We start from the raw sequence: 16,169 nt of genomic DNA on the forward strand, positions 1-16,169 counted from the left end.
GTGCTATTTTTAAGGAGACTCTATGAAAAAGCTTTACGTAATGTTGGCCGCTACACTGCTTTCGTCAAATCTACTGGCGGGTCCTAAAGTGACACTCGAGACAACTCTTGGTGATATCCAACTCGAACTGGATGAAGAGAAGGCGCCGATTTCTACAGCCAACTTCTTAAACTATGTTGATAGTGGACAGTACAACGGATTGATATTCCACCGCGTAATTCCCGGTTTTATGGTACAGGCTGGTGGTATGGACGAGCAGATGAAAGAGCGCGCCACTGGAAAACCGATAAAGAATGAATCAGATAATGGTCTTAGTAACGCACGTGGAACTATTGCGATGGCGAGAACTCAAGCACCTAACAGTGCCACAGCGCAGTTTTACATCAACACGGTTAACAACAACTTTCTTGATGGTGCGCCAGGCCGTCCTGGCTATGCAGTTTTCGGCAAAGTCGTTGCGGGCATGGATACGGTAGACAAGATCTCGGCAGTGGAGACAGGATCTGTCAGCTACTACCGAGATGTACCCCTAGAACCGATCGTAATTAATCGCGCTGTTCGCAACGACTAATCTAATTTAGTGCTCGCCAATCGGCGAGCATTACTCACCACTGTCACTGAAGAGAGTGCCATAGCAGCACCAGCTATCATTGGGTTTAGTAACAGACCTAGTAACGGATAGAGCACACCTGCCGCAACTGGAATCGCTGCAACATTATAGAAGAAGGCACCAAACAGATTCTGTTTAATATTTCTCACTGTGGCCCGCGATAGACTGATTGCATTGGCGACAGAGTGAAGCGAGTTCTGCATAAGGGCGACATCAGCAGCAGCGATTGCCACATCTGTACCGCCGCCCATAGCGTAGCCGACTTCAGCCTGTGCCAAAGCCGGTGCATCATTTATACCGTCGCCGACCATTGCAACCACTTCACCTTTGAGCTGAAGATCTCGAATCACCGCCATTTTTCCTTCTGGAGAAATCCCCGCTATCACATCAGAGATACCTGCCGCCTGCCCCATCGCATCTGCAGCAAGTTGATGATCTCCAGACAACAGAATCACTTTAAGACCCATTTGCTGCATACGAGCGACCGCTGCAGCGCTATCCTCACGCAGTGGATCGGTAAAACCGTAGACTGCGATCGCTTCTTGGTCGGTGAACAACCAGACCAGAGATGCTCCCTGCTGACTTAGACTTCTAGCCTTGTCTGCAAGCATGCCCTGCGCCACACCACACTCTGCAAGCCAAGCACTACTGCCTAGAGAGTATTCGGAATCATACGAAGTCGCCGTAACACCCTGCCCAACTTTAGCTTTAAAACCATCTATCTCGACTGAAACAGTATTAGATAGACCAGAAACCAGCGCCTTCGATAGGGGGTGATCTGAGTGTGATGCCAACGCCTTAGCGACAGCATCAGAATGTTCGGAAGTAGTTTGAGATCCAATTAGGGTCGGATGTCCTTGCGTCAGGGTCCCTGTCTTATCGAGTACGACGCAGGTCAAATCCTGTGCACGCTGAAGTGCTTCACCGTTACGAATGAGGATACCCATTTTTGCTGCTCGCCCAACACCCACCATGACAGCCATGGGCGTTGCTAAACCCAGCGCACAGGGGCAAGCAACAATCAACACCGTCATCAACGCCAATACAGAATATGACCAAACAGGATCAGGACCTACAAACCACCAAACAGCGGCACTAAGCAGCGCAATAACAATGACAACTGGCACAAAAACCGCTGCGATTCGATCTGCTAAACGTCCAAGTTCTGGTTTAGCGTTTTGCGCAGTTCGAACAGCACTTAATATTTGAGATAGACGCGATTGACGTCCAACTTCTGTAGCTTTGATCACAAGTGAACCATCGCCGTTGCGAGTACCGCCAGTCACCTTTTCGCCAACCGAACGCAAAATCGGTACTGATTCACCCGTGAGCATCGACTCATCAACATAACTTGAACCACTCTCAACCAGAGCATCTGCAGGGATAGTTTCACCTGGACGTACACGGATAAGATCACCTGGAATCAGCATCTGAACAGAGATTTCACGCTCTTCATCACCGCGAATTCGCAGTGCAGTTTTAGGCTGAAGATTCATTAGCGATCGCAGTGCACCCGCCGTCTGTGAACGCCCTTTCGCTTCTAGCGCTTGTCCCAGCAAGATAAAGCCAATGATCATAACTGAAGCTTCATAGTAGAGGTGTCGAGCCACTTCAGGGATAACAGCAGGAGCGACAGAGACAATCAAAAGCAACAGAGTTGAGTAGATCCAAGCTGCTCCAGTACCGAGAGCAATCAATGTATCCATATTGAAATCTTTACGCTTGAAGCTTGTCCATGCACCACGATAGATGTGTCCCGCCGAAGAGTAGAGAACAAACGCTGTAATAGCGGCAGTCACTAGACCATTGATCAAGCCGACAGTTGTAACGATATCTGGCAGCCATCCTAGCAACATCTGAATCATCAGCAGGGAGCCCACAATCAATGCTACCCAAGCTTTTTTAAATGTGGTGGCAAGCTCATGTGCGGCCTGTTGATCACGAGCAACGAGATCAGTTTCATCCTCAATGAGTGCAGCCCCGTAGCCTGCATCGGTAATCACTTTAATCACCTGATCAGCGTCTAAAGATGCATCAATGGTGGCACTTCTATCGGCAAAATTGATGACGTAATCATCTATACCCTCAGCTGCCGTTAGCGCTTTTTCTATGCTGCGCACACAGCCAGCACAAGTGACTTTATAGAGTGAAAACTGATGAATAGTCATAATAATTCACCGACTTTAAATTAACGGGTTCGCTCAATAGCGGCGTAGTCCCCAAAGAGTTCAAGCTTAACTTCAGCACCCCCAACGGTAACCGAAATAGGCAGTCGGGCGCGCCGCTTATCTTGAAAACGATCCCAAAACTGCTGCACTACAGAGTCTTCCGGTAAGCGTGCTTCAGCGACCAAACGCTCGGTAACGGGAGCTAAAAAACGCTGCTCACTTTTTGCAATCATGACATCCGCTTCTACTCCGCGCTGACGAAGCCAAAGGGTTAACAACGTCCAGCCACAGAGTGTCGCCAGTCCCGCAATTGAACCCGCAAAGCCTGTACCCTTGTCATTGATATTGGGCGCAAGGGGCGCGCTCAAACGCACGGAGTAGCCTGTATATTCTAGCTCGTCAATCTGCATCGCTTCCGTCAATGGAATCGCTTGATGCAGCCAAGCAAGAAACTCCGCGTTATTCACCTGCCCACTCCGCCGTGAACAGATCTACATTCGCAACTGGAGCTTCACGATCACGCATAGGCTGGCCAAGATAGATAAATCCAACCATCTTCTCGTTATCTGCAAGACCTAGACCTTTTTCAACGAGCGCGTCAAACATGAGATCACCCGAGCGCCAAATAGCACCTAAGCCTTGCGCATAGGCTGCTTGAACCACAGCCTGTGCAGCACATCCAGCAGTAATAATCTGCTCAAACTCTGGTACTTTAGGGTGGGCTTGAGTCACAGCTATCGCGACAATGATCATCGGAGCACGCCGCGGCATGTTCAGAAAACGATTACGAGCAGCATCATCTAATTCACTATCTTTAGCCAACGCAGCCTGAAGATAGAGTTCGCCTAAACGATCCAAACCCTCACCTTGAATAGTGAGAAAACGGTAAGGACGAAGCAGACCATGATCTGGTGCTCGCGCTGCCGCTTCAAACATAACCTGCAGCTGTTTAGCTGTTGGCGCAGCCCCCTCAAGAGCTGGCGTTGATGTGCGTTGAGTAAGTAGTTCTATAGCATCCATTGAGAGCTCCTCTTATTGACGACTTAGGCGCATATTCACAGGGCGCTCATCTTTGGAGCTACGAAACGGATTGATATCCAGCCCACCGCGACGAACATATCGCGCATAGACTGACAGCTGCTCAGGTTTACACTGCTGCCAAATATCCATGAAGATCGTCTCTACGCACTGCTCATGGAAATCGCCATGCTCACGGTAGGATATGAGATACCCCAGCAGACCCTCTTGATCAATTTTAGCGCCGGTATAGGTAATCTGAACGCTTGCCCAATCGGGCTGCCCTGTTACTGGACAGTTCGACTTCAATAGATGAGAAACCAGCGCTTCAGACACCACTTCACCCTTGGCAGATAGCAACTCTGGCGCGGGCTCATAGTGGCTCACTTCGATATCCAGCTCATCAATACACTCGCCTGTAAAGTTCTCTACTGCGACAGCATCTTCAGGTGATGTAAGTAATACACGCACATCACCACCGGCCGCCTTCGACAGGTCCTTCTCCATCTGCGCAACAACCTGAGCGGCATCATCAAAACGCGTCAAATTATAGGAGTTGAGATAGAGTTTGAACGACTTAGATTCAATGATATGCGAAGAGGTCGCCGGTATATGAAACTCAGCCAAAGCAACAATGGGCTTACCCTTAGCGTTTAGCCAACTGATCTCGTAGGAGTTCCAAATATCTTCACCAAAAAATGGCAGAGTGGTTCTTTCGACACCTCGCGCCTGCCAATTGATATCTCGCTCAATCGGGTAAAGCAGTGACGAATCATACTGATTAGCGTAGACCGTCTCTTTACCGAGTGGCGAATGGAGTACTTTTTCTGGCTCATTCATTAGCTACGAATTCCTTTACCACTGTTTAGCAGGTGCAGTGCAAAACCACCGAGTACCATGACAAACAGAATAATCATCCCAAAGGCAAATGCGACATTGATATCACTTACGCCCAAAATACCGTAACGGAAAGTGTTAACCATGTAGAGGATCGGGTTTAACTGCGATACACCTTGCCAAAAATCAGGCAGCATTGAGATCGAGTAGAAGACCCCTCCAAGGTAAGTTAAGGGTGTCAAAATAAAAGTGGGCACCACAGCGATATCATCAAAGCTATTCGCGTAGATTGCATTGATAAAGCCGCCCAAAGAGAAGACAACGGCCGTTAAAAAGACAATCGCAAGCGTGATAAATGGGTGCGCCAGCGTTAAATCGGTAAAAAAGAGCGACAACAACGTCACGATAAATCCAACGGCTAGACCACGCGCGACACCACCAATCACATAACCGGACAAAATCACCCAATTAGGGACAGGTGCGACCAGCAGCTCTTCAATATGGCGTTGAAACTTAGTACCAAAAAAAGATGAGACAACATTGCCATATGAGTTGGTAATCACCGACATCATGATGAGGCCAGGCACAATGTACTGCATGTAATCGAAGCCACCCATCTGACCGATACGTGCACCCACTAAATTACCGAAAATAATGAAGTAGAGGGTCATGGTAATCGCTGGAGGGATCAGAGTCTGAACCCAAATACGGGTAAAGCGGCGAACCTCTTTAACAACGATCGTCGAGAAAGCGACCCAAAGAAGATTGCTATTCACTATTTTGACTCCTTTTTATGTTCGACAAGTGAGACAAAAAGCTCCTCAAGACGGTTCGCTTTATTACGCATACTCAACACATTGACCCCCTGCTCGGTCAACTTACCAAACAGACAATTCAAGCCACTCTCCTTAGGTACATCAACCTCAAGAGTATGACCATCTGTTAGACGCCCTACTAAACCACCTAGGTCCGGTAACAGGTCAACATCCTCTGCAAGATCTAAAATAACGGTCTCTACATTTAACTTAGCTAGCAGCGATTTCATCGAGCTATTCTGGATAATCTCACCCTGATCAATAATCGCAATATTACGACAGAGAGACTCCGCCTCTTCGAGATAGTGAGTGGTCAGAATAATGGTGGTCCCTTCTGCATTAATCTTCTTCAAGAACTCCCACATCGAGCGGCGCAACTCAATATCGACACCTGCTGTTGGTTCATCAAGAATAAGCAATTTAGGGTTATGAACGAGCGCACGAGCAATCATCAGACGGCGTTTCATACCACCCGATAACTGGCGAGCGCGATTATCACGCTTATCCCAAAGCCCTAGTGCTTTTAGATAGTGCTCTGCTCGCTCTTTAGCAACCGCAGCAGGAATACCGTAGTAACCCGCCTGAGTAATCACGATATCTTCCACTTTTTCAAAAAAGTTGAAGTTAAACTCCTGGGGAACAATACCCATGCACAACTTAGCCTGAGTCAGATGGGTATCTATATCGTGACCGAAGACAGAGACCTGACCACTGCTCTTATTCACTAACGAAGTAACAATCCCCAGCGTGGTCGACTTACCAGCACCGTTAGGTCCTAATAGCGCGAAAAAATCGCCCTGTTTTACTTCGAGATCAATACCTTTCAGCGCTTCAAAGCCATTTCCATAGGTCTTCTTAAGCGCGGTAATTTTAAGTGCGAGTTCCATTAATCCTTAACCTTTGCGACAATTTGTGTCACGGGCATTTTTTAACGAGCCCATAATGCGAGAAATTATACAGCCAAGGACCACTCCTTTGACCGACTTTCACCAATTTCATTTAAATCTTCTCAAAATTGGCTACAACAACCTCATTAAACAACCCATGTTTCACGATGATGAGGAGTATTCAGATACCGCTGAGGAGCTTTTGAGCCTCTACCGAGACACAGTTGAAGCTTACGAGTCCCATACGGACGAAGCGTATGAATTGGGTCAACGCTTAATGACGCGTATCGTAGGTACCTTTCCTCAGTTCCTGCCATTAATCTCGCGCGATCTACTCTGGTTATTTGGAGGCGACTGTATCGCATACCTAAGTGATGAAGAGATTGATCAATACACAGCACTGGATGAGGCGCGCTATGAGCAAGAACAACAGGACGCTAGCTTAGATTACCTTCAGCTACGCAATATGATGCTAACAGCAGGCGACGAAACACAACACTGATCGCGTTGAGACAAAAATAAAGAGAGTGTAAAGAGAGAGTGGAGCGGGAAACGAGGCTCGAACTCGCGACCTCAACCTTGGCAAGGTTGCGCTCTACCAACTGAGCTATTCCCGCATGATGGCGTCCCATAGGGGGTTCGAACCCCTGTTACCGCCGTGAAAGGGCGGTGTCCTAGGCCACTAGACGAATGGGACGTCTTGGTTATACGTTGGAGCGGGAAACGAGGCTCGAACTCGCGACCTCAACCTTGGCAAGGTTGCGCTCTACCAACTGAGCTATTCCCGCGGATGGCGTCCCATAGGGGGTTCGAACCCCTGTTACCGCCGTGAAAGGGCGGTGTCCTAGGCCACTAGACGAATGGGACAACACTAACGTATTGCTTCCTCTGTGAGGAGGCGCAAATAATACGGAGCGCCCTATTGGCCGTCAACCCCTGATATCGAAAAAAATGTAAAAAACCAGGAATTTATCCCCTATTTTTTCGATCGAGATTGCTCTCTGTTCAAACAATAATCAATCCGTCAGTCTATTTGCTCGATAATCACTAATCGCCTGCTCAATCTCATCCATAGTATTCATTACAAATGGACCGTACTGAGCGATTGGTTCGTTGATAGCTTGACCTGCGATCAACATAAATCGAGCACCTGTCTCACCTGCAGAGACGCGAATCCTATCACCTTCAGAGAGCTCAGCCGCCTCATGAATCGCAAGGGTCTCTTCACCCAGCTCTGCTGTCCCTTCAAAGAGGTATACAAAACCAGAAAGTACCTTGGCGACTGGCAGCTCGATCGCTTCTCCAGAGTTCAGGCGAACCTCCATAAAGATAGGTTGTCGACTGATTCCAGAGACAGGCCCCTCGTAATGCAACCCACCAATATCGAGTGAACCAGCAACAAGCCTAATGAGACCCTGCTCAAGAGAGATCTCTGTGATCTCTTCAGGTTCGATATTCTGATAGGCAGCCGGTTTCATCTTTTCACTCGCCGGGAGGTTGACCCACAATTGAAAACCACGCATCAAGCCATTCTCTTGCTGCGGCATCTCTTCATGGATAACACCACGACCAGCAGTCATCCACTGAACACTGCCAGGTCTTAGAATCCCCTCATTACCCATATGGTCACGGTGTTTCATTAGCCCATCAAGCATATAGGTAACTGTTTCAAAGCCACGATGCGGGTGTGCAGGAAAACCAGCAATGTAGTCATCTGGATCATCCGATGAGAAGCAATCCAGCATCAAGAAGGGATCGATTCGGGCGAACTGGCTTTTGCCGACACTACGGCGAATTCGTACCCCTGCGCCATCCATGCTATCCACACCTGGAACACGTCGTTTGATTGCTCTCATCATAGCGATTACCTCTTAGAACTTATTGAAACGCTGCACGCGCTTTTTCAAGAGAAAGGTCACGATGGCTATCCATAGCCAAACCTTCCGCCAACACCACACGTGTATCCTTAAGTCCAATGAAACCTAAGAACTGCTTCACGAAATCAACTTGGAAATCCTGCCCCTGCTCTGCATATAGGCCGCCACGTGTAGCTACAAGATAGACAGGCTTATCTTCAATCATCCCAACTGGACCCTGCTCAGTGTATTGGAATGTAACACCAGCACGTGCCAAGTGGTCAAACCAAGACTTTAACTGAGATGGAATATTGAAGTTATACATTGGCAGACCAATCACCAAAGTATCTGCTGCCTTTACCTCAGCAAGCAGTGCATCTGCATACTCAACAACTGCAGCCTGCTCAGCATCACGCGCTTCACTTGGCGTGTTCAGTGCGGTCACACGAAACGCATCAAGATGCGGAGCTGGATCCTTGGCAAGGTCACGCTCAATAACCACTGCACCTGGGTTTTCAACTTTCCACTTATCAACAAAACTCTTTGCCAACTGTGCCGACTGTCCATTCTCGCCAAACAGAGAGGTTTTAACATGTAGAAGTGTAGCCATATCGATCTCCTTTCGATCACATATATATTTGATAATGCGATCTTCTCATCTACAATTTAGATATTAAATAGCAAAAATTAGTTTATATTTATCGAAATACCTGATGGATTAGTGATGATTTCTCTCGAACACTGGCAGGCGCTCATAGCGGTCGCCGATAGCGAAACCTTTGCCAAGGCAGCAGAAGCGATTGATAAGAGCCAATCGACGCTGAGCTATGCGGTAAAGCAGATCGAGAACAGCACCGGTCTGAAACTTTTCACGACGCAGGGTCGGCGTGCAGTTTTAACCATTGAGGGCGAACAGCTTGTCGTTCACGCCAGAGAACTCGTCGCTCGCGCCAACCGAATCGAAACTCTAGCGACTCAATTCGCCCTGGGTGCCGAAGCAAAAATCAAACTATGCATTGAAGCGATCTATCCAAGCCAGATCATTTTGGAAGCACTAAACCGCTTCTCTACTCTACAGCCTCAAACTAAGATCGATTATCAACGTTCAGTGTTAAGCGGCTCTGAGCAAGCACTACTTGAACGTAGTGCGGACATAGTGATTGGCGGCAGAATTCCTCCAGGCTTCATGGGAGAGAGTCTTGGGCGTTTTAGATTTATCGCCGCGGCCGCACCCTCTCACCCTTTGCATCAGCTCGACGCACCCATCAGCTTAGAGATGCTTGAGGAGCATCGCCAGCTAGTAGTAAGAGATACCGGCATTCGAAATATCGATGCAGGCTGGCTTGGAGCTAATCAGCGTTGGACACTCGACTCCCCTGACCTATCGATAGAGGCCGCTATTCAGGGGCTTGGATTTGCTTGGTATGCAGAGGCTTTGATTGCGCCACATCTTCAAAGCGGTGCACTAAAGCCACTAAATTTACTGGAGGGTAACGAGCGATTTGCCGAGCTTTATATCATCCTGACACATGGTGAAACATCAACACCCGGCGTTAAAGAGCTGGCCCGCCTGATAAAAACGGTCCAATCAGAGCGCTGCTAGCTATCGCTACTATATTCGCCACTGCGATTTTCGTCACTCTCAATTTCACGCAGCGTTGGCAGCTCCAGTTCGAGTGAGGCTCTCTCTACGAGATCTTCAGGCAGCTCCTTCTGCACAGAGACACCCAACTCTTTGAACTCGGCTGCTTGTTTAATCAAGTTACCCTTACCCGAGTAGAGCTGACCTAGCGCCTTATCATAGCTGGTACGTGCGCTATCAAGTTTGCGACCCACATCCTGCATACTCACCAAGAAGGAGCTTAGTTTGGTGTAGACCTTTTCGGCACGGTCAGCTAACTGAGCACTGTGCTTACTTTGGTCCTCAAAGCGCCATAACTGACGGACAATATTTAGAGCGGTTAGCAGCGTCGTCGGAGTTGCAACTAGCACCTGCTTCTCGATCGCCTCTTGGAAGAGCGTCTCGTTAAACTTCAGCGCCTCCACATAAGCTGACTCTATCGGCACAAACATCACCACTACTTCTGGCGAATTAAGGCCATTAAGTTTGTAGTAGCGTTTATCAGCTAACTCTTTGATGCGCGCCTGCATCGCATCAGCATGTTCTTTAAGAGCTTGTGCTCGCTCTGTTGGATCCTCTGCATTCACGTAGCGTGTGTAGGCGGCAAGTGAAGTTTTTGCATCAATGACCAGATGCTTACTCTGCGGCAAGTAGACGACCACATCAGGACGCATACGCCCCTCTTCGGTATCGATACTCACCTCACGTTTATAGTCCTTATCACGACGCAGGCCACTGGAATCGAGAACATTCTCAAGCATCAACTCACCCCAGTTACCCTGCATCTTCTTCTGCCCTTGCAGTGCAGAACTTAGACGTTCAGCCTCAGTAGTGATTTTTACGTTCAAATCCTTAAGGTGCTGCAGCTCGGTGGTCAGCTTGGTTCTCTGTTCGTTATCAAACTGATGAATAGACTCGATACGCTCTTTAAAGCCCTTAAGTTCGGTTGCCATAGGCTTTAGCAAAGCATCAAGACGCTGCTGGCTCTGCTCTTGAAAGCTTTTACCCTTAGCTTCCAGTATCTCTTGCGCCAGGGCTTCAAACTCACGTTTTAAGGTCGCTTTACTCTCTTCCAACTGTTTAAGCTGCACAGCAAAGCTTCGCTCCTTCTCTGCCACCTCAGACTCAATTCGAGCACGCGCCTCACTGAGTTGGGCATTTTGTGCTCTCAACTGCTGAAGTGATTCACGATCACTCTGCAGCTCTGCTTCTGCTCTCTGTAGCTGTTGATGCGAGGAGTCTAGCTGCGCCTCTAAACGCACCAAACTCTCACGCTGCTCAGCCACCGCACGAGCAACAGCGGCACGTTGCCAAGCAACACTGACTGCAACAATGACAAGAACAAAACCGAGCGCAACTAATAACTCCACCGGAGCACCTCAAAGCAAAACATATTGAGCAGAGAGTACCATTTTTACCTGCTACGAATCACGACACTTGCGCAGTTAATAGAATATTCCTAGGATCACTATCCCAGTTAAGGATAACAACATGAGTATCAAAACCGCGATCATCGGCTACGGATTTGCAGCCAAAACGTTTCAAGAACCGTTCCTACGTCATCTCGACGAGTTTGAACTAGTTGCTGCAAGCGGATCATCGGCATCTGAAGCCAAGCTCCATTGGCCCACAATGACCAGCTTCAAAGATGCGCAATTAATGATCGCCGAGGTGGAAGCCGACCTCTTTATCATCGCAACACCCAACGATACTCACTTTGAACTAACCAAAGCTGTGTTAGCCAGAGGTGCCAGCGTTTTGCTCGACAAGCCCGCCTGCACATCCAGCGATGAGATGCAGGCACTGCTTGATATTGAAGCAAGTTCGAAAGGTTCTATCACCGTGTTTCAAAACCGCCGCTGGGATGGTGACTTCCTAACGCTTAAACAGCTTATTAAGCAGGGTCGCCTTGGCGACATTAAACGTTTTGAGAGCCACTTCGATAGAGCCCGCCCAACACCGAAACAGCGCTGGCGCGAGCAGATTGGCGCCGGTGCCGGCATCTGGTTTGATCTTGGACCACACCTCATCGATCAGGTGCTGCAGCTGTTTGGCAAGCCGGAAGATGTCCAAGCCGATATCAGAACCCTGCGCGACGGTGCCGAGGTTGATGATCTCTTCTCAGTTCAACTTGGCTACCAAGATAAGCAGGTTACGCTTCACAGCTCACCCTTCGCTTTTGGCCGTCCACTGAGATTCGATGTGCAAGGGAGTAAAGGACGATTTGTGAAATACGCACTCGATCCTCAAGAGGCGCAGCTTATTGCTGGCAAAGCCTTCACCATCCCAAGCTGGAGCGCTGATGAGTTTGCCAACTACGGTCGGCTGCACACTGAGAGTGGCGACGAGCGCATAACAACCGAGCTAGGCAATTACCAATCGCTATTTACTCAACTGGCTAAATTTCTGAAAGGTGATGGGGAGAATCCTGTCAGCCTTGCTAGTACAGCTGACCAGATCCGGATAATTGAAGCTGGGTTTGAGTCTGCCCAACAGGGCAAACGAATCACCCTGTAAAGCTGCTGGATTTATAGTTTCCTAGAAAGTGGCAGTAGAACCTGCACCTTCACGGACAACGACGACTTCATCATCAGTGAGATCAACCACTGTAGTCGCTTCCATACCGCAGTAACCTCCATCAATAACAAGATCGACGGCATGTTCTAAAAGATCACGAATATCATAGGGGTCCGTCATAGGCAGATCTTCGCCTGGCATGATCAGAGTGGTGCTCATGATCGGCTCACCCAGAGCCTCGGCGATCGCTAATGCAATCTTATTATCAGGAATACGAATGCCGATTGTGCGTCGTTTTGGATGCATCAATCGGCGCGGCACTTCCGTCGTTGCATTCAGAATAAATGTGTATGCACCGGGTGTATGTGACTTAATAAATCGAAACATACTGTTACCCAATTTTGCATAGGTACCAATCTCCGAAAGATCTCGACAGACAAGAGTAAAGTTGTGTTTATCGTCCAATCGACGAATACGCTGGATACGCTCCATCGCCGATTTATCCCCTAAGTGGCATCCGAGCGCATACGCTGAATCTGTTGGGTAGATAATTACCCCGCCTTTGTTAAGGATATCAACGGCCTGCTGAACTAAACGCTGCTGTGGATTATCTGGATGGATCTGAAAAAATTGACTCATAGGAGACTCCTAAGCGCACAGGCGCTCAACAACAACGCGTTCTGCATCAAATAGTGGATAACGACCCAGCGATGTCCAGCGCTGATCCGGTGAGTGGAAATCACTTCCAGCAGAGACCCAACACTCAGAGCGAGTCGCAAGCTTGAGTAACTCATGCTGATGACCTGGTGTAACACCCGGATAGGCCACCTCTAAACCATCACCGCCAGCATCTAACAGATCACTCATCAATTCACGGAGCTTGGTAAAGGTCATATTGTACTTCGTGGGGTGGGCAAGAATCGCCATACCGCCAGCAGCTTTAATTAACTGCACTCCTTGTTCGAGAGTTGGCCACTCAGCCTTAACATCCCCGGGACAACCCTGCCCCAGGTAATTGTCAAAAGCCTCCTGCATAGAGGTCACTTTACCCAACTCTATGAGTGCTTGCGCAAAGTGGGGACGACCAATCTGCCCCTCCCCTGCAAACCGTTTAGCTGTCTCAAGAATCTCTTTTGCGACCCCTTTCTTCTCAAGACGCTCAGCAATTTTCTCAGCACGCTTGTAACGAAGATCAATCAGGTGCTGCATGTATGCAGGAAATGCAGGGTGGTTCTCATCAAAACCGAGACCCACAAGATGGATCATTCGACCATTCCAATCACAGGTCAGCTCAACACCAGACACTAAAGCGATTCCCTGTCGATCAGCTTCTGCACGCGCCTCTGACAAACCGGCAATAGTGTCGTGATCAGTCAGTGCCATCACTTTAACGCCCGCCTTCGCGACACGTTGCACCAGATCTGAAGGCGCAAGCGTGCCATCCGAAAAGTGGCTATGCATGTGAAGATCAAACTCACCGATTGCTGGAATCATAGTTTTAATAAACTCTTACAAACTCTTATACTGTGCCCACATTGCTACCGTATAACAGATAAGACTCTATAAAGTAGGCACCCTTGATGAAGATATTACTCGATTTTCTCCCAGTTATCGTTTTTTTCGCGGTTTATAAGTTTACCGGGGATATTTTGACTGCAACTGCGGTACTCATTCCAGCCACGATCCTGCAGATGGCTTACTCGTGGAAAACTCAGGGTAAGATCGAAATGATGCAGATCGTCACCCTTGTGCTGGTTGTTCTGCTTGGGGGCGCAACGCTCGCCTTCCAAGACAAAGCCTTTATCCAATGGAAGCCGACCATTGTGAATTGGCTCTTCGCAGTGGGTTTCCTAGCAACGCAATTCATAGGCAACAAAACCGTTGTAGAGCGTTTGATGGGCGGATCAGTCGAGTTACCAAAAGCGATCTGGAGTCGCCTAAACGCCGTCTGGGTACTCTTCTTTATTATTGTTGGCTTCGTGAATCTCTATGTTGCGTACAACTTCAGTGAAGAGATTTGGGTAGACTTCAAACTGTTCGGTATGTTGGGACTGACTTTAGTATTTATCATCGTTCAAGGGATCTACATTGCGCGCCATGCCAAAGAGATCGAATCAACCAACACTAAGTGAGACTAAGATTATGTTCTACGCAATCATCTCTGAAGACGTTCCAAACTCTCTTGAGAAACGTTTAGCAGCCCGACCTGCTCACCTCGCTCGCCTACAGACGCTAGCGAACGAAGGGCGACTTCTTGTGGCTGGCCCACACCCTGCAATTGATAGCGAAGATCCAGGTGAAGCGGGATTCTCAGGAAGTCTCGTTATTGCAGAATTTGCATCACTTGCTGAAGCGCAAAACTGGGCAGACCAAGACCCATACATCGAAGCGGGTGTCTACGCTGATGTAAAAGTAAAACCGTACAAAAAAGTGCTGCCATAAATTTTTTTAAAAAATTACGCAAAACTTCAAAAGCTAGTCTACTGTTTAATCAGGGTTAAGGTGCGCTCATGTAAAGTGCGCTTAACGTAAGCAACTATCTGTTTACGCCTTTGGTTAAACAGTTTCTCTCTAGAATTAGAGAAGGATTAGAAAATGAAAAAACTCGCACTCACTGCTGGCATCATCCTTTCAATCACTAGCGGTGCGGCTATGGCGCACGGCGAATTTACTGGCTACCTGCTATCAGCAACTGACGGTTCGCTTGTTCGTGATGGAAATGGCAACTGCATCAAAACACCAAACTCAACAATTGGCTTCGATGCAACCGAATGTACTGGACAAATGGCTGCTGCCCCAGCGGCACCGGCTGAACCTAAAGAGGTTACCCGCCCAGTATTTAAGAAATTCGCCCTCTACTTCGACTTCAACAGCTCTGAAGTTGGCGGCCTAGCTAACATCGTTGACTACATCAAATCACTCTCTTACCTAGAGGGCGTTAAACTTGTAGGCCACGCTGACCCAATCGGTTCAGACGAGTACAACCAAGCCCTATCGCTTAAACGTGCTCAGAACACAGCTGCTGCTCTTAAAGAAGCTGGCGTGACTGACTGGAAACTGGGTGTAGATGCCCAGGGCGAAAAAGCACCGATGGCTAACTGTACTGGCAAAGGCGCTCAGTTGATCGCCTGCCTTCGTCCAGACCGCCGTGTAGATGTTGAAGTTACAGGTGAAATCACCGAAAAGCAGATGTAACCTATAAGGGTTAAGTTTGTTGACTAAAGAAGCCGACTTAATGTCGGCTTTTTTATTGCCATTACATCGTTTCAACAAGGTACCAGGAATGCTAAAACATCTTGCGATTGCACTGTTCACACTTCTCCCAAGCCTCGTCTTTGCGGGCAACTACGAACCACAAAAAGTGGTTTACCACATCAACTATGGTGATGAATCACGTATCGGCCATACCTTTTCAAACATGGCGAACCATGTAAATGAACTGGGCGAAGAGAATGTTGATATCAAGGCAGTCGTTCACGGAGAGGCGATCGAATACTTTATGTCAGCTGTCGAAGACCCAGCTAAACAAGGAGCTATCGATACCTTGAAGTTTATGGGGGTCGACTTCGTTATCTGTGGTAACTCTCTCACCGGTTACAAAATCACCTATAAAGATCTCTACGATGTAGAACAAGATGATGTTGTTAAAGCGGGACTACCGGAGATTGTCAGACTTCAACAGCAGGGCTACATTTACGTAAGGCCGTAAATAGTCGCACGAAAACTGCTACGAAGCCGCAGTGACTGGCCTTTAGCCTGTCATCTGCTCTTTATTTACACTTCACTCTCTGGAAGACGCTGATATAGCGGATGACAGGCTGAAGGCCAGTCGCCGAAGCAA

Annotated in this window: 19 protein-coding genes and 4 tRNA genes; 8 read left to right on the forward strand and 15 right to left on the reverse strand. The window is 48.3% G+C overall.

All coding sequences use genetic code 11. The features are described from left to right. Positions 1–22 precede the first annotated feature (22 nt). Positions 23–571 (forward strand): peptidylprolyl isomerase, encoded by a 549-nt coding sequence (locus tag HH196_RS06205; RefSeq protein WP_169451286.1) that lies wholly within the window; start codon positions 23–25, stop codon positions 569–571. On the opposite strand, the gene HH196_RS06210 is transcribed toward HH196_RS06205, so the two are convergent. Genes HH196_RS06210 through HH196_RS06235 form a run of 6 tightly spaced genes read right to left on the reverse strand, consistent with a single transcriptional unit; the run spans position 568 to position 6,334 of the window. Next, positions 568–2,778: a heavy metal translocating P-type ATPase gene (locus HH196_RS06210; protein WP_169451287.1), complete on the reverse strand. Its 2,211-nt coding sequence runs from the start codon at positions 2,776–2,778 to the stop codon at positions 568–570. The two genes, HH196_RS06205 and HH196_RS06210, sit on opposite strands and share 4 nt — an antisense overlap. A 20-nt stretch (positions 2,779–2,798) precedes the next feature. Next, positions 2,799–3,245, reverse strand: a complete 447-nt coding sequence (locus HH196_RS06215) for a YiiD C-terminal domain-containing protein (protein ID WP_169451288.1) — start codon at positions 3,243–3,245, stop codon at positions 2,799–2,801. After that, entirely contained in the window at positions 3,238–3,798 is a 561-nt protein-coding gene (locus tag HH196_RS06220; protein WP_169451289.1) for a nitroreductase family protein, read from the reverse strand. Before HH196_RS06220 ends, HH196_RS06215 begins: the two co-directional genes overlap by 8 nt. Before the next feature lie 12 nt (positions 3,799–3,810). Continuing rightward, positions 3,811–4,635, reverse strand: a complete 825-nt coding sequence (queF, locus tag HH196_RS06225) for an NADPH-dependent 7-cyano-7-deazaguanine reductase QueF (protein ID WP_169451290.1) — start codon at positions 4,633–4,635, stop codon at positions 3,811–3,813. Continuing rightward, positions 4,635–5,408, reverse strand: coding sequence for an ABC transporter permease (locus HH196_RS06230; RefSeq protein ID WP_169451291.1), 774 nt, complete (start codon positions 5,406–5,408; stop codon positions 4,635–4,637). Before HH196_RS06230 ends, queF begins: the two co-directional genes overlap by 1 nt. Next, positions 5,408–6,334, reverse strand: coding sequence for an ABC transporter ATP-binding protein (locus HH196_RS06235; protein WP_169451292.1), 927 nt, complete (start codon positions 6,332–6,334; stop codon positions 5,408–5,410). The genes HH196_RS06230 and HH196_RS06235 overlap by 1 nt, the downstream gene beginning before the upstream one ends. Before the next feature lie 55 nt (positions 6,335–6,389). Here HH196_RS06235 and HH196_RS06240 point away from each other — a divergent pair, with 55 nt between their 5' ends. Continuing rightward, a complete protein-coding gene (locus HH196_RS06240; RefSeq protein ID WP_169451293.1) occupies positions 6,390–6,836 on the forward strand; it encodes a PA2817 family protein in 447 nt (148 codons plus the stop codon). Positions 6,837–6,875: 39 nt separating this feature from the next. Here HH196_RS06240 and HH196_RS06245 read toward each other — a convergent pair. The 6 genes from HH196_RS06245 to HH196_RS06270 all read right to left on the reverse strand — a co-directional run bounded on the left by HH196_RS06245 (position 6,876) and on the right by HH196_RS06270 (position 8,800). After that, positions 6,876–6,951: transfer RNA gene (locus HH196_RS06245), tRNA-Gly, on the reverse strand. 4 nt (positions 6,952–6,955) lie between these two features. Then, positions 6,956–7,031: transfer RNA gene (locus HH196_RS06250), tRNA-Glu, on the reverse strand. Between the two features lie 15 nt (positions 7,032–7,046). After that, a tRNA-Gly gene (locus HH196_RS06255) sits at positions 7,047–7,122 on the reverse strand. A gap of 3 nt (positions 7,123–7,125) precedes the next feature. Further along, a tRNA-Glu gene (locus HH196_RS06260) sits at positions 7,126–7,201 on the reverse strand. 149 nt (positions 7,202–7,350) lie between these two features. Then, positions 7,351–8,193: a pirin family protein gene (locus HH196_RS06265; protein WP_169451294.1), complete on the reverse strand. Its 843-nt coding sequence runs from the start codon at positions 8,191–8,193 to the stop codon at positions 7,351–7,353. 19 nt (positions 8,194–8,212) lie between these two features. Beyond that, positions 8,213–8,800 carry an FMN-dependent NADH-azoreductase gene (locus HH196_RS06270; RefSeq protein WP_169451295.1) on the reverse strand — a complete coding sequence of 196 codons (588 nt, stop codon included), beginning with the start codon at positions 8,798–8,800 and terminating at the stop codon, positions 8,213–8,215. A gap of 114 nt (positions 8,801–8,914) precedes the next feature. Here HH196_RS06270 and HH196_RS06275 point away from each other — a divergent pair, with 114 nt between their 5' ends. Beyond that, the gene (locus HH196_RS06275; RefSeq protein ID WP_248276831.1) at positions 8,915–9,793 is read left to right on the forward strand and encodes a LysR family transcriptional regulator; all 879 of its coding nucleotides are present in this window, start codon (positions 8,915–8,917) and stop codon (positions 9,791–9,793) included. On the opposite strand, the gene rmuC is transcribed toward HH196_RS06275, so the two are convergent. Continuing rightward, positions 9,790–11,181, reverse strand: coding sequence for a DNA recombination protein RmuC (gene rmuC, locus HH196_RS06280; RefSeq protein WP_169451297.1), 1,392 nt, complete (start codon positions 11,179–11,181; stop codon positions 9,790–9,792). The genes HH196_RS06275 and rmuC overlap by 4 nt on opposite strands. A 121-nt stretch (positions 11,182–11,302) precedes the next feature. Between rmuC and HH196_RS06285 the strand changes: the two genes are divergently transcribed. Continuing rightward, the gene (locus HH196_RS06285) at positions 11,303–12,328 is read left to right on the forward strand and encodes a Gfo/Idh/MocA family oxidoreductase (RefSeq protein WP_169451298.1); all 1,026 of its coding nucleotides are present in this window, start codon (positions 11,303–11,305) and stop codon (positions 12,326–12,328) included. A gap of 21 nt (positions 12,329–12,349) precedes the next feature. On the opposite strand, the gene HH196_RS06290 is transcribed toward HH196_RS06285, so the two are convergent. Together HH196_RS06290 and HH196_RS06295 are read right to left on the reverse strand one after the other, a co-directional pair. Further along, positions 12,350–12,967 (reverse strand): L-threonylcarbamoyladenylate synthase, encoded by a 618-nt coding sequence (locus HH196_RS06290; protein WP_169451299.1) that lies wholly within the window; start codon positions 12,965–12,967, stop codon positions 12,350–12,352. 9 nt (positions 12,968–12,976) lie between these two features. Then, on the reverse strand, positions 12,977–13,822 hold the full coding sequence (locus HH196_RS06295) for a PHP domain-containing protein (RefSeq protein ID WP_169451300.1): 846 nt from the start codon (positions 13,820–13,822) through the stop codon (positions 12,977–12,979). A gap of 86 nt (positions 13,823–13,908) precedes the next feature. Here HH196_RS06295 and HH196_RS06300 point away from each other — a divergent pair, with 86 nt between their 5' ends. The 4 genes from HH196_RS06300 to HH196_RS06315 all read left to right on the forward strand — a co-directional run bounded on the left by HH196_RS06300 (position 13,909) and on the right by HH196_RS06315 (position 16,037). Next, positions 13,909–14,460, forward strand: coding sequence for a septation protein A (locus HH196_RS06300; protein ID WP_169451301.1), 552 nt, complete (start codon positions 13,909–13,911; stop codon positions 14,458–14,460). A 10-nt stretch (positions 14,461–14,470) separates the two neighbouring features. Next, positions 14,471–14,770, forward strand: a complete 300-nt coding sequence (locus tag HH196_RS06305; RefSeq protein ID WP_169451302.1) for a YciI family protein — start codon at positions 14,471–14,473, stop codon at positions 14,768–14,770. A 153-nt stretch (positions 14,771–14,923) separates the two neighbouring features. Next, positions 14,924–15,523 carry an OmpA family protein gene (locus HH196_RS06310; RefSeq protein ID WP_169451303.1) on the forward strand — a complete coding sequence of 200 codons (600 nt, stop codon included), beginning with the start codon at positions 14,924–14,926 and terminating at the stop codon, positions 15,521–15,523. A gap of 88 nt (positions 15,524–15,611) precedes the next feature. Further along, positions 15,612–16,037 carry a DsrE family protein gene (locus HH196_RS06315; RefSeq protein WP_169451304.1) on the forward strand — a complete coding sequence of 142 codons (426 nt, stop codon included), beginning with the start codon at positions 15,612–15,614 and terminating at the stop codon, positions 16,035–16,037. Positions 16,038–16,169: the final 132 nt, after the last annotated feature.

It is taken from the genome of Marinobacterium sp. LSUCC0821 (genome assembly GCF_012848475.1).
Classification (GTDB): domain Bacteria; phylum Pseudomonadota; class Gammaproteobacteria; order Pseudomonadales; family Balneatricaceae; genus Marinobacterium_E.

Bases quoted from the DNA above. Each gene is read 5' to 3' on its own strand.
- HH196_RS06205 (WP_169451286.1), top strand. From the start codon at position 23: ATGAAAAAGCTTTACGTAATGTTGGCCGCTACACTGCTTTCGTCAAAT.
- HH196_RS06210 (WP_169451287.1), bottom strand. From the start codon at position 2,778: ATGACTATTCATCAGTTTTCACTCTATAAAGTCACTTGTGCTGGCTGT.
- HH196_RS06220 (WP_169451289.1), bottom strand. From the start codon at position 3,798: ATGGATGCTATAGAACTACTTACTCAACGCACATCAACGCCAGCTCTT.
- queF (WP_169451290.1), bottom strand. From the start codon at position 4,635: ATGAATGAGCCAGAAAAAGTACTCCATTCGCCACTCGGTAAAGAGACG.
- HH196_RS06235 (WP_169451292.1), bottom strand. From the start codon at position 6,334: ATGGAACTCGCACTTAAAATTACCGCGCTTAAGAAGACCTATGGAAAT.
- HH196_RS06240 (WP_169451293.1), top strand. From the start codon at position 6,390: ATGCGAGAAATTATACAGCCAAGGACCACTCCTTTGACCGACTTTCAC.
- HH196_RS06265 (WP_169451294.1), bottom strand. From the start codon at position 8,193: ATGATGAGAGCAATCAAACGACGTGTTCCAGGTGTGGATAGCATGGAT.
- HH196_RS06270 (WP_169451295.1), bottom strand. From the start codon at position 8,800: ATGGCTACACTTCTACATGTTAAAACCTCTCTGTTTGGCGAGAATGGA.
- HH196_RS06275 (WP_248276831.1), top strand. From the start codon at position 8,915: ATGATTTCTCTCGAACACTGGCAGGCGCTCATAGCGGTCGCCGATAGC.
- HH196_RS06285 (WP_169451298.1), top strand. From the start codon at position 11,303: ATGAGTATCAAAACCGCGATCATCGGCTACGGATTTGCAGCCAAAACG.
- HH196_RS06290 (WP_169451299.1), bottom strand. From the start codon at position 12,967: ATGAGTCAATTTTTTCAGATCCATCCAGATAATCCACAGCAGCGTTTA.
- HH196_RS06295 (WP_169451300.1), bottom strand. From the start codon at position 13,822: ATGATTCCAGCAATCGGTGAGTTTGATCTTCACATGCATAGCCACTTT.
- HH196_RS06300 (WP_169451301.1), top strand. From the start codon at position 13,909: ATGAAGATATTACTCGATTTTCTCCCAGTTATCGTTTTTTTCGCGGTT.
- HH196_RS06305 (WP_169451302.1), top strand. From the start codon at position 14,471: ATGTTCTACGCAATCATCTCTGAAGACGTTCCAAACTCTCTTGAGAAA.
- HH196_RS06310 (WP_169451303.1), top strand. From the start codon at position 14,924: ATGAAAAAACTCGCACTCACTGCTGGCATCATCCTTTCAATCACTAGC.
- HH196_RS06315 (WP_169451304.1), top strand. From the start codon at position 15,612: ATGCTAAAACATCTTGCGATTGCACTGTTCACACTTCTCCCAAGCCTC.